At 35.3% G+C, this 12,560-nt stretch carries 15 protein-coding genes; 2 read left to right on the forward strand and 13 right to left on the reverse strand.

Annotation, left to right across the window (positions count from 1 at the left end; translation table 11 throughout):
- Positions 1–33: 33 nt before the first annotated feature.
- The 3 genes from AQF98_RS06895 to AQF98_RS06900 form a co-directional block, all read right to left on the reverse strand.
- Positions 34–405, reverse strand: a complete 372-nt coding sequence (locus AQF98_RS06895) for an NADH-quinone oxidoreductase subunit A (protein WP_055131194.1) — start codon at positions 403–405, stop codon at positions 34–36.
- A gap of 85 nt (positions 406–490) precedes the next feature.
- Entirely contained in the window at positions 491–697 is a 207-nt protein-coding gene (locus AQF98_RS22005; protein ID WP_152969657.1) for a hypothetical protein, read from the reverse strand.
- A gap of 181 nt (positions 698–878) precedes the next feature.
- The gene (locus AQF98_RS06900; RefSeq protein ID WP_055131195.1) at positions 879–1,088 is read right to left on the reverse strand and encodes a hypothetical protein; all 210 of its coding nucleotides are present in this window, start codon (positions 1,086–1,088) and stop codon (positions 879–881) included.
- A gap of 212 nt (positions 1,089–1,300) precedes the next feature.
- Here AQF98_RS06900 and AQF98_RS06905 point away from each other — a divergent pair, with 212 nt between their 5' ends.
- Entirely contained in the window at positions 1,301–1,729 is a 429-nt protein-coding gene (locus AQF98_RS06905; protein WP_055131196.1) for a helix-turn-helix domain-containing protein, read from the forward strand.
- A gap of 35 nt (positions 1,730–1,764) precedes the next feature.
- Here AQF98_RS06905 and AQF98_RS06910 read toward each other — a convergent pair whose 3' ends face one another.
- From AQF98_RS06910 to AQF98_RS06955, 10 genes are all read right to left on the reverse strand, one after another.
- Complete coding sequence (locus AQF98_RS06910) at positions 1,765–3,474, reverse strand: hypothetical protein (RefSeq protein ID WP_055131197.1); 1,710 nt, start codon at positions 3,472–3,474, stop codon at positions 1,765–1,767.
- 92 nt (positions 3,475–3,566) lie between these two features.
- The gene (locus AQF98_RS06915; protein WP_055131198.1) at positions 3,567–4,472 is read right to left on the reverse strand and encodes a substrate-binding domain-containing protein; all 906 of its coding nucleotides are present in this window, start codon (positions 4,470–4,472) and stop codon (positions 3,567–3,569) included.
- The gene (locus AQF98_RS06920; protein WP_055131199.1) at positions 4,473–4,712 is read right to left on the reverse strand and encodes a hypothetical protein; all 240 of its coding nucleotides are present in this window, start codon (positions 4,710–4,712) and stop codon (positions 4,473–4,475) included. It abuts the gene before it with no gap.
- 6 nt (positions 4,713–4,718) lie between these two features.
- Positions 4,719–5,540: an energy transducer TonB gene (locus tag AQF98_RS06925; RefSeq protein WP_055131200.1), complete on the reverse strand. Its 822-nt coding sequence runs from the start codon at positions 5,538–5,540 to the stop codon at positions 4,719–4,721.
- Positions 5,541–5,568: 28 nt separating this feature from the next.
- Positions 5,569–6,117, reverse strand: a complete 549-nt coding sequence (locus tag AQF98_RS06930; protein WP_055131201.1) for a biopolymer transporter ExbD — start codon at positions 6,115–6,117, stop codon at positions 5,569–5,571.
- A gap of 9 nt (positions 6,118–6,126) precedes the next feature.
- Positions 6,127–6,735 (reverse strand): biopolymer transporter ExbD, encoded by a 609-nt coding sequence (locus AQF98_RS06935; RefSeq protein WP_055131202.1) that lies wholly within the window; start codon positions 6,733–6,735, stop codon positions 6,127–6,129.
- A gap of 84 nt (positions 6,736–6,819) precedes the next feature.
- The gene (locus AQF98_RS06940) at positions 6,820–7,704 is read right to left on the reverse strand and encodes a MotA/TolQ/ExbB proton channel family protein (protein WP_055131203.1); all 885 of its coding nucleotides are present in this window, start codon (positions 7,702–7,704) and stop codon (positions 6,820–6,822) included.
- A 291-nt stretch (positions 7,705–7,995) separates the two neighbouring features.
- On the reverse strand, positions 7,996–9,600 hold the full coding sequence (gene pckA / locus AQF98_RS06945; protein WP_055131204.1) for a phosphoenolpyruvate carboxykinase (ATP): 1,605 nt from the start codon (positions 9,598–9,600) through the stop codon (positions 7,996–7,998).
- Positions 9,601–9,744: 144 nt separating this feature from the next.
- Complete coding sequence (locus tag AQF98_RS06950) at positions 9,745–10,101, reverse strand: translation initiation factor (RefSeq protein WP_055131205.1); 357 nt, start codon at positions 10,099–10,101, stop codon at positions 9,745–9,747.
- 17 nt (positions 10,102–10,118) lie between these two features.
- On the reverse strand, positions 10,119–10,997 hold the full coding sequence (locus AQF98_RS06955; protein WP_055131206.1) for a diacylglycerol kinase family protein: 879 nt from the start codon (positions 10,995–10,997) through the stop codon (positions 10,119–10,121).
- 231 nt (positions 10,998–11,228) lie between these two features.
- Between AQF98_RS06955 and metK the strand changes: the two genes are divergently transcribed.
- Positions 11,229–12,479, forward strand: coding sequence for a methionine adenosyltransferase (metK, locus tag AQF98_RS06960; RefSeq protein ID WP_055131207.1), 1,251 nt, complete (start codon positions 11,229–11,231; stop codon positions 12,477–12,479).
- Positions 12,480–12,560: the final 81 nt, after the last annotated feature.

Below are 12,560 nucleotides of genomic sequence, written 5' to 3' on the forward strand. Positions count from 1 at the left end.
CCTACAACTTGCAACCCGCAACTCATCACACAATTAGTTCCAGTCTAATGCTTTTTTCTTTAAAATATAGATAAAACCCAATAAAAGTGTGCCCATAAAGATGAACATTTCAATTATTCCAGGCCAGCCCAATTCTCTAAAGTTTACTGCCCAAGGATACATAAAGATCACCTCTACATCAAACAGTACAAAAAGAATGGCTACTAGAAAATATTTAATAGAAAAAGGCTGACGTGCATTACCTACAACTTTAACCCCTGCCTCAAAAGTTGACAGTTTATCGTTGGTTTTACGTTTCGGACCTAAAAAGTGAGTAGCAAATAAAGTAACTACCACAAACCCTAAGGCAACAATAACTTGAAATATAATAGGTAAAAAATCTTGTGCCGAACTTTGCGTTTCCATATCAATTATTTTAGGCAAAATTAATATAAAAAGGCAGGATTACAAACCTTGCCCCTTTATATTTTAGTAAATAGCCATTGATGACTTATATACTACAGGAATAACTGTTGCCCATAGCAGGCGAGCAAGATGCCGGAATTTCGAACATAGTAGAAACACAGCCGCAAATAGGGCCTTCACTTTGAGTCGCATCACAACAGGCATCTCCCATTGGGCAATGTACCATACAGCCACCATTACCACCCAATACTTTTTTCATTTCAGCTTTGCTGAGTAAATTGGTCTTTTTCATACGCTCTTGTTTTGGTTAATTTATTTCCATCAATAGCATGTTGCGATAAGCCTCATCTAAAACACGCTAGTTTAGTTAAATACAATTTATCAACAAAATGGGTATTCCGTCTTTCATATCAAACATAGATTGCAATACAAAAGACAGAAACATTGTTCCTGTCTTTTGTAGTTTATCTTTATTAAAGCGGACACATCAATACTTGTTCATCACTAACAGGCATAGTTTGAGGTTCAGGCGTCTGACAAGACCAATCCTGTGAGAGATCGCTCATATTTGGACAGCACCACTGGCCTGGACATTGAGCATCACTGGTACAGCCTGCCAAAGACTGATAGCCACCGATTACCTTTTTCATTTCGGTTTTACTTAATAAATTTAATTTTTTCATTGTTTTGTTTTTTAAATGGTTCTAAAAATTAAGTCAATTACGGTTTGATTATTAAATAATTCTCAATATTCCTTTAACTGCAATCAACTAAACTATTAATTATAAAATTAACTTTGAAAACTCTAGGTACGCATTATTGCTTGCATATAAAGATGTTCATAACGCATAAATTTATGCGTAAACTCTTTTGAGAAATTCATTTAACTTGTATCATGTCACCTAAACTAACTAGAAAAGAGATGAAACTCATTCAGTGTAATGATGAAATACGCCGTTACCGAAATGAAGTCTGTTATACCCAAGAGTATATGGCTACTCGATTAGGGATCACTCAAAGCACCTATCAACGAATCGAAGCCGGAGAAATTAAAATTTCGATGGATCGACTGATAGAAATCTCTCGGATATTAGACAAGCCTGTAGAGTTATTCTTAAGAAATAAAGATAGATTGATACCAAGCATTGAATTAATAAACGTCAACAAGAGAGAATGGCAATTGATGTTAAATGCATTAACACAACAAGAAAATCGAATTAAAGAACTAGAGGCTAAAGTTCTTAGAAAAGACAAAAAAATAGAGGAGCTTAAATACCAACTTGGCCTAAGCCAAGTATCAACACAACAAAAAAGGCAAGATTAAAAATCTTGCCTTTCGTTTTATCAATTTAATTCCAATTACTTAATTGGAGCCTTTTTAGCTGGTGCTGGTGGAGCATTTAAAACTTTAAGGTTGTCAGCAGCATAAGCATTCTGCGGATCAATAGCTAAAGCCTTATTAAAATACTCCTTTGCTTTTTCTTTATCAGTACCTGAAGCAATAAAACCTAGGTAATTATATGAATCAACTAAATTTTTTGCATTTGGAGTAGCCTTTTCAGGTTTAGTAACTGTTACCAAAGTAATAAACTTTTCGTAAAATGGAACAGCTAGTCCTTTTGGAGTCTCTTTGTTATCAATACCATCAATTGCTTTATTGATACGTGCTCTATATAATATAGCTTGTTCAGTTTCCGGCAAGAGTGCAAGTAATTTTGAGAAAGATGAATCTGCTTTCACAAGAGCTTCTCTATTTGAAGTATTCGCACCAACTACATAACTAGAAATTCCTAACTGAAAATAATGCATTCCAATTGCTGGATTTTTAGAGTTTGAGTTTATAACTTTTGTATATACAGGTATGGCCTTAGCATAATTTTTATCAGCATAATACTTTTTAGCTAAAGTAGCGAGCTCTTCTACTTTTGTTGAATCTAAATCAACAGCTTTAGTAATATTAAGCACTGCTAAACTATCATTACCAGTTCCTTGTAATGCTCTACCCAAGATAATGTAATCTTCACCCAAAATACGAGAAGCATCTTGCTTTCTAGCAAACAACTCGTTCATGTATTTTACACCTGCAGGGAAGTTTTTGTTTTCTACTGCAGAATAACCACGTAAACGGGTTACCAAAAAGCTTTTAGGATTGCTAGCCTCTACGTTTAAAGTAGCTACTTCTTTTTCTAATGTTGCATAATCATTAGCATATACCAAAAACTGTGCATAACGGATACGAGAATCAACAGATTTATCAGTTAAGTCTAAGTATTTTCTCATGTTCGCTAAAGAAGCTGCTCTTTTTGCCTCTTTATCTTTTACATCAGGGAAACGTGACCATTGTTGGTCAATTTCCGAAAGTTCGCGGTAAGCTGGCCCATAATTGGCATCAATAGCAATCGCTTTCTCCATTTGAGCTGCTGCATCAGAGAATGAATAAGCTTGTCTGTACATCTTTCCAATTTGTACAATTGCACGGGTTAAATTAGGGTTTACATCTAAAGCTCTTAAATACCATGGATAAGCCTCAGAGTTTTTACCAATCTGCATGTTATAAAAATCTCCCAAAGCCAAGAAAGTTTCAGGGTCTTTATCTTTAGAATCCAATTCTTCTGCTTTTTGTAAATTAGAAAGTGCAGCATTGTAATCAGGCACTTCTTGCTCTAAGTATGATTTACCTATAGCCAAGTAAGTTTGATAGTTTTTAGCCCCCAATTCTAAAGCTTTATCAAAATTTGTTTTTGCCGAAGTAGGGTTTTTAGCTTTTAAATCTGCATGGCCTAAACCTACATAGTTTAAGGCAAATTTTGGGCTAGCGGTAACACCATTGGTAAAAACAGCTCTTGCTGAATCAAGATCATCTGTTAATAAATAAACATTACCAAGATTAAAATAATTCTCCCCCTCTTTTGCGTTTGAACTGATCAATGTTTTAAGCATTGATGTCGCCTTTTGGTACTGTTCTGCATCTATAGCTTTCTTCGCGTCGGCTAAACTTTGAGCAAATGAGGCAGCACCTATCATTACTAAACCTAAACTTAAGGTTATTGCTTTCTTAATCATTTTCATTGTCATCATTTGTTTTAATCGAAATAACTATTGTTGCGCCTTTTACTATGGTTCTGCTACAGCAACGTTCTTTTCCTTAGTTTAATATAAATTTAATTCGTGTTCTTTAAGTTAAATTCCCTTGATACCATCTTATGTGGACCTAGTCCAGATCTGAGTACAATTAACTGTCCACGAGGACTAGTTAACCAATTTGCAAATCCCGTGCCTAAACCATCTCTGCCCTCGCAATTTATAACATATATATTTCTTAAAAAAGGATAAGTTGCATTAATTAAGTTATTTTGTGTTGGTTTATAAAAAGCATCTCCTCCTTTTTTACCCTCCACATTTTTTACACCCATCACTTTTACCTTTGATAAATAGGGCAAAATATCCACATTATTCTCCAATAACCAATTAACCCCTACCACACCAATATAATCTTTATGTTCTGCTATATATTTAATTACATCATTATTGGTCTTCAAGGTATAAACTCCAGACTTCGGTAGTCCTTTAACTTTGGCCGAATCTGTAAAATATCTTACCGTGCTTGAATAAGCATTATCAAATACTAATTTTTTATCTCCTTTAGTAGTACCTTTCATGATATCAAATACTTCAGTTACTGTAATATTTGTATCCACATTTGCCGCATTTGTAATGAGCGCAATCCCATCAATAGCAAATCGATCGGTATAGATACCTATCTTTCTTTTTTTAAAGTACTCCTCTTCTTCAGGCTTTAACATCCTAGATAAAATCAACATTCCAACCTCTCCATTTAAAAAGGGAGGCATGATCTTATTTTCATTTCCTAAAGTGGTTTTCACTGTTGCATCAGGATAATCACTTTTAAATACCATAATCTGATCATCCAAAATACGAGCAAACGATTCATCTACCAATATCTCGGTTGTACCTGAAGTCCTTGTTTCTTGAACAGCATCTTTTTTAGCCTTTCTATTGCAAGCCACGAATGCCAGGCATATCAGCACTAAACTTAAATTTCTCATCTATTCGTGATCCTTTTGATTAATGATACGTCCAAACCTAATGGCTGCATAAATAATTAATACAACACCAAAAGCTACTTGATAGGGTCTTGGAAACTTTTCAGGATCAATAGGAAGCAATTGGCTAAAGAAAATAACAACTGTACCAATGCCCAAATAAATCAGTAACATGGTTAGGCCTAAAATAAACAGAAATCGCTGTTGAGGCGATTTCTGTTTGAAATAATTCAGATTAAACATCTTTTATTATTGCGCTAAGCTAAATTTAATAGGAATATTGAATTTAACTTTTACTGGTTTTCCATTTTGCATTCCTGGGTTCCAACGTTTAGCAGCTTTTAATGCTTTAATTGCAGCCTCGTCAGTACCATATCCTAACTTTCTATCTACACTGAAGTTTGCCATGCTACCATCTTTCTCAATGGTAAACGAAACTACAACTGTACCTTGGATATTGTTATCCGAAGCCATTGGTGGATATACTACTGCATTAAATACAGTTTTGTAAAACTGATCCACACCACCTGGGTATGTTGGCGGGTTCTCCATTGCCTGGAAGGTATAAACTGCGTTATCCTCTACTACAACCGCTTGTTTTGGTCCCTCACCAACTGGGCCAATTTGCACGATATCGGCATTTGGATCACCTTCAACTGTTTTCTGACCCGGAGAAGCCACTTTAAGTTCTTCTAACTTTGGTGGTTCTTCATCACGCACCTCGTTATCTGGCTTAACTACCGGAGGAGGGAATTTAATCTGATCCTCTTTTGGTGGTGGTGGCTCAACAGGTGGTGGTGTTTTTACCTCCGGATTAATTGGAGGTGGTTCTTGCATTATAACCTCTGTTACCTTTTCTGGTGGAGGCTCGGGTAATATACCAGCGATCAAAGCATAAATTTTAGGTGCTAAGAAAAGCAGTATAAATATCGTTGATGCAATAAATAATGATTTGGTTGTATTTGAAGCACTTGTTTGACGAAGCTCGTAAGCACCGTAATTCTTGTTCTTTTTAGCAAATACAACATCAAGCCATTCTCTTTTAAATAAATCTATCTTAGATCCAAACATTGCTTAATATTTTAATTGTTAATACTCGTTAATAAATTCCACCCTGTTTCATCGCCTGTATCTCACTATCCATTAAATGAGTAGGATCATCGTCAATTGCTGGAGCGCTGATATTCGTTTTCGTAATGTTCAACTCATCCATAATATCAACGAAGTTTTTATACGATGAACCTTTAACAGGCTTGATAATTACAATGATATCTTTACCACCAAAAGTAGTTTTTACCAATTCTTTGTTTTTCAATAAAGATTGTCTCACACCTATATAATCTTCAATGGTAGGTGCAGATTTACCTGCTTCGCCCATGTACCATGCTACCTTATTGTTTTTACCCAAAAGGATAGTCATTGTTTGTGAGGCTTTCAGTTCAAGCTTATTGTCTTTATTTTTTTCATCCTTATCGGGTTTAGCAATATCCATTGCTAATGGTTTAGATAAAGATGTGGTTAACATAAAGAAGGTAATCAACAAAAACGCTAAATCAACCATTGCGGTTAAATCTACACGTGTAGACTGTTTTTTACTTCTTACTTTACCACCTTTACCGCCCCCGCTGGAGGTATCTAATTCTGCCATGTTCTTATGTTATTTAGCGGTAGTGATTAAACTAAATTTGTTAACTTTTTGTCTCTGAAGCACATCAACAATTTTCCTAACTGTTTCGTACTCTTCGTCGGCATCTCCTTTAATACTAATGTGCATTGGAACATTGTGTAATTCTTCAACAGCTCTACGAGATTGCTCGATCCATTGGAACAATTGACCTGTTCTGGTTGAATCTGTAGGAATACCATTAAACTGCTTTTCAAATTTGGCACGTTGATCACTGCTCATGTTGATAAACTGTTTCAAATTTTGGAATGGTATACCAAATGAGGTTACTACACCAAATCTTTTAAGTTCATCTTCATTAAAGGTTTGACCATAGATCTGGCCCATTTTTTGTAAGGTTAGCTTTTTCACATCTTGACCAATGATCTCCATGTATACTTTCCCTTTACCAACAGTTAATATTGATAAATCTTTATCCGGTACCTTAAATACAACGGAAGAAGCTGGAAGTTTAACGTCTAATGGATCTGGTTGACGTGAAGTTGCCGTTAAAATAAAGAAAGTTAACAACAAGAAAGCCACATCGCACATCGCGGTCATGTCTACTGCCGTACTTTTTCTTGGAACTTTTACTCTAGGCATAATATAAAAATTATAATATTTTAATTAATGATGTTAATTCTTCCGGTTTTCCATAAAGCCGGTAAAAAAAAATTAAAATAATTTTTATTTATGGGTACTAGCGTAAGTTTGGATGATGCTAAAACCAGCTTCATCAATAGCGTAAGTTAATTTATCGATTTTAGAAGTCAAGATATTATACATGATAATTGCAAGAGTAGAAGTACCAATACCTGTTGCTGTATTGATCAACGCCTCAGAGATACCAGTTGCTAATGCTGCTTGATCTGGTGCTCCAGAGTTAGCCAAACCACCAAATGCCTTGATCATACCTGTTACTGTACCTAATAAACCCATTAACGTACCTACTGATACCAAAGTAGCAATGATCGTTAAGTTTTGCTCTAACATTGGCATTTCTAATGAAGTAGCTTCTTCAATGTCTTTTTGGATTGCTAAACATTTTTGATCAGTATCCATGTTCTGCTCAGTTTCCATCTCACCGTATTTTTTCAAACCAGATTTGATTACGTTTGCTACTGAACCTTCTTGTTTATCGCATTCTGCAGAAGCTGCTGCGATGTTACCAGCGCTTAATAACGACTGAATTTTTTTAACGAAAGAATCTAAACTTCCTTTACCTGTTGCTTTACCAATTACAATTAAACGCTCAATTGAGAATACGAATACCATTAAAAGCATACCCATTAGAATTGGAACGATAAATCCACCTTTGTAAGCCATACCACCATAATTTCCTTGAAGTGGTAAAAAGCTGTGCGTATCAGCATCATAAAAAGCAAGTGAAGCACTGCTATTTGCTTTTGCAACATCTGCAGGGATGTTAAAGTTTGATGGTTTACCCAATACAAAAATAAATAGTGCTACCCCGATAAGGATACAAATTGGAATTACAAGAGTTGCAAATAAATTAGATGCAGTTGAAGAACTCTCTTTTTTAACTGTTGTTGGTTTTGGTGCGTTTGCCATTTTTTTTTAATTTTTTAGTTTTAGTACTTGTTTTTAAATTTAGATAAAATATTTAAATTATTATAGTAATACACACAACGTTCAATGAAACCGATTGTTGCGATAACAAATTTATAAATTGATTTTAAATTACAAATTAAATAATCGTTACACAATTAATTCGTTACGTTGAGCTCTTTTTTCCAATTGAGCAAAGGTGCATAACTAAAAAAGATTGCCTTTGTCGAGACAATCTTTCGCAATTAAAACTAAAAATTTAATTAAAAGCAAATTTTCAGCGAAAAAAATCTACTAAAACACGTTTTCAACAACTTTTGGAAGTGCATTTTTTATTTCTTCACTTGCAAACTCTTCAAATTGCTTAAAATTGTTTAAAAATGCTGCCGCCAATTCATTTGCTTTATGGTCGTAATTTTGTGGACTACTCCAAGTATTTTTTGGGTTCAAAATTTCTGATGGAACCGCTGGACAATTTTGAGGCATCAATAGACCAAAAACTGGATGTGCAATAAAATCTTCTTTCGCTAAACTTCCATTTAACGCTGCAGAAATCATGGCTCTGGTGTAGCTTAATTTCATTCTACTGCCTACGCCATAAGGTCCACCACTCCAACCTGTATTTACCAGCCATACATTTACTTGATGTTTTTCCATTTTCTCTCCCAACAATTTGGCGTATTTGGCCGGGTGCAAGGGTAAAAATGCTTTACCAAAGCAGGCTGAAAAAGTCAACTGTGGCTCAGTAACACCTGCTTCAGTACCTGCAACTTTAGCAGTATAACCTGAAATAAAGTGGAACATGGCCTGTCCTGGGGTTAGTTTTGAAATTGGTGGCAATACTCCAAACGCATCTGCAGTAAGGAAAAATATATTTTTAGGCCCTTTTGCCACAGAAGGAAGAACCGCATTATCTATATAATGTATAGGATAGGCTACCCTTGTATTTTCGGTCTTCTCAATATTTGCAAAATCTACATGACGTGTGCCTGCTTCATAGTTGATATTTTCTAATAACGAACCGAATTTAATTGCGTTAAAGATTTGTGGTTCCTTCTCTGCAGTTAAATCCACACATTTGGCATAACATCCGCCTTCGAAGTTAAATACAGAATCCTCACTCCAACCATGCTCATCATCGCCAATTAATCCTCTATTTGGATCTGCAGACAACGTGGTTTTACCAGTACCTGATAAACCGAAAAATATAGCGGTATCTCCTTCGGTACCCACATTTGCAGAACAGTGCATAGATAAGGTCTGCTTTTGTTCTGGTAAGATGAAGTTGAGCACAGAGAAAATTCCTTTTTTAATTTCGCCTGTATAAGCTGTTCCACCTATTAAAATAATCTTTTTAGAGAAATTTAAGATAGAGAAATTAGCTTGACGGGTACCATCTGTTGCTGGATCTGCCAAAAACGATGGAGCAGCAATAATGGTCCATTCTGTTTTTTCTGGCAATTGATCTTGTTCGAACCTTAAAAACAGGTTGTTGGCAAACAAATTCTGGAAAGCATGTTCTGTAACTACACGAATGGTAGTTTGATAATTTTGATCGGCACAAGCATAAGCATCTCTAACATAGATCTGTTTTTCGCTCAAATGTTTGGTTACTTTTTCAAATAACCCATTAAAATGATCTTGACTTATTCTAATGTTTACATCTCCCCACCATACAGAATTCTCGGTTATTTCGTCGCTAACTATAAAACGATCTTTTGGAGAACGGCCTGTAAACTTGCCAGTATCTATAGCTAGTGCGCCTGTGTCTGCTAGTGTTCCTTCGCCATTTTTTAAGGCTTCTTCTACTAGTTCAGCTACACTTAGCTGGTATTTAATTGTTTTAGCATTTAGATTTAGGTAGCTTAAATCTGGTTGCTTTACATTAATCTTGCTCATACTTTTTGATTTGTATGCTGCAAAGCTAAGGAGATATTAATGCAAAAAACACGAATTTTGAGGAAAAATTTTACTTATTGTGGCAAATACACTAACACTCAAATTATTAAATATCAATAAGTTATATTAAAATTTAACAATGATTTAACCTCCAGATTTTTTCACCTTAAAACCTTCCTTCTGAAGGAGCAAAAATATCTTTTCTCTAAAATCGCCCTGGATTAAAATTTCTCCATCTTTGGCTGCTCCTCCAACACCACATTTGGTTTTCAGCATTTTAGCCAAATCTGTCAATTGCACATCGGTACCTCTAAAACCTGTAATTAAGGTTACAGCCTTCCCTCCTCTATTCTTACGGTCTAACATTACCCTTAAGTCTTGTTGTGCATTGCTCAGGTTTACTTCTGGTGTAGCATTTTCATCTTCATACACAAAAGATGGATCGGTAGAATACATAATTCCACCGAAATCGTTGATTATTTTTTTCTTAGGATTGCCCATAGTTTGATATGCAATATTTAATTGGTAATAATATGTAACGATAATGGAACCACATCTATTTCAATTTGTTTTCCCATAAAAAATGGTTCGCCATCAATATGAATAGAATCTTCTTTAGCTCTGCTAATTTTAATCTGCTTCCCTCTAATGATCTCTACCATATCTGATCGATCTGTTGTTGCCCGGATCATATGGTAGGCTAGAATAGGAATTTTAAAAAGAGGAAAAGGTTTAATGATACAAACATCTAATAACCCATCTGTGAGTGATGATTTGGGAGAGATGTACACATTATTACCGTATTGCGATGAATTGGCAATACTCACTACAAAGGCCTCACGTGTATAATTCACTCCATCAACCTCAATGCTATAGGTTTGCGGTTGATAGGAAGTAATTTCTTTCAAGCCCATTTCTATATATCCTTTTAAGCCCCTGCTTTTATTCCCTGCAAATACTGCACTGATATGTGCATCGAAGCCCATGCCTGCCATATTGAAGAAAAATTTCTCGTTTAAAGTTGCTGTATCAACCAACTGGAGCTTGAATCTATTGATGACCTCGATGGCTTTTTTTGCTGCCAATGGTATTTTTAAAAATCTGGCCAACCCGTTTCCAGAGCCAAAAGGAATAATTCCTAGCACCTTTTTATATTGCATTACTTTTGCGGCAATTTCATTAATGGTACCATCGCCACCAACAGCTACAATCACATCGAAATTCTTTGCCGCAGCTTCTTCAGCCAATTCAGCAGCATGCCCTATATATTCGGTATAACTATAGTTGGGGCTAAATTTGGTCTTGTCCAAATAAGTATCTATCAATCCGGGGATCTTAGCCTTCTTCTTACCGCCTGAAATGGGATTTATGATAAATAAGATATTTGCTTTTAACAACTTGTCGATTTTTAGGTAGCACAAAATAATTGATATTTTTTGACTATTAATAATATATATAGTAATTTTGCGGTGTTAAAGGTGGACTGATTTGCGATGCTATTGAATATAGCTGGATTGCAACCACGTAAAAAAAAGTGCTAACCATTACTACACTTCATTTTACTGCCTGTTTACAGGGTCAAATTCCATTTTAATAATCAATTTATTTTTAAAAATAATTATTTTAAAATGTCATATCTATTTACATCAGAATCTGTATCTGAGGGCCATCCTGATAAAATTGCAGATCAAATTTCGGACGCATTAATTGATAACTTCTTAGCATTCGATACCGAATCTAAAGTTGCATGTGAAACTTTAGTTACAACTGGTCAGGTTATTTTAGCAGGCGAGGTAAAATCTAAAACTTATTTAGATGTACAACAAATTGCAAGAGATGTAATCAAGAAAATTGGCTACACCAAGAGCGAGTACATGTTCGAGGCAAATTCTTGTGGAATTTTATCTGCAATCCACGAGCAGTCTCAAGACATTAACCAAGGGGTTGATAGAAGCAACAAAGAAGAGCAAGGTGCTGGAGACCAAGGGATGATGTTTGGTTATGCAACTAACGAAACTGACGACTTTATGCCATTGGCCTTAGATCTTTCGCATAAATTATTACAAGAACTGGCTGTTTTAAGACGTGAAAACAAAGAAATTACTTATTTACGTCCTGATGCAAAATCTCAAGTTACTTTAGAGTACGATGACAACAATAAACCTGTTCGTATTGATGCTATTGTAATTTCTACACAGCATGATGATTTTGATGAAGAAAGTAAAATGTTAGCAAAAATTAAACAAGATTTGGTTAACATTCTTATTCCTAGAATCATCAAAAATAATCCACAGTACGCACACTTGTTTAACGATCAGATCCAATACCACATTAACCCTACTGGTAAATTTGTAATTGGTGGTCCGCATGGCGATACTGGCTTAACAGGTAGAAAAATTATTGTGGATACTTATGGTGGTAAAGGTGCCCACGGTGGTGGTGCATTTTCTGGAAAAGATCCAAGTAAGGTTGATAGAAGTGCAGCTTATGCTACACGCCATATTGCTAAAAACTTAGTGGCTGCTGGAGTAGCTGAAGAAATTTTAGTACAGGTATCTTATGCTATTGGTGTTGCGCAACCAATGGGAATTTATATCAATACCTATGGTACCAGCAAAGTAAACAAAACTGATGGCGAAATTGCCAAGCTTGTTGAAGGTATATTTGACATGCGCCCATATTTTATTGAGCAACGCTTAAAATTAAGAAACCCTATTTATAGCGAAACAGCTGCTTATGGGCATATGGGTCGTAAACCAGAAACGGTTACCAAAACCTTCAGAACACCTAATGGTGAAGAAAAAACAGTAACAGTTGACTTATTTACTTGGGAGAAACTTGATTTTGTTGACCAAGTTAAAACTGCATTTGGTTTATAATACCACTCTTTCTAATTTATTAAAAAGGTCGGCCAAAAGCTGACCTTTTTGTTTGCTATATATTTCAACATGAGCCCAAAA

This window comes from Pedobacter sp. Hv1 (assembly GCF_001412215.1).
In the GTDB taxonomy this organism is placed as follows: domain Bacteria; phylum Bacteroidota; class Bacteroidia; order Sphingobacteriales; family Sphingobacteriaceae; genus Pedobacter.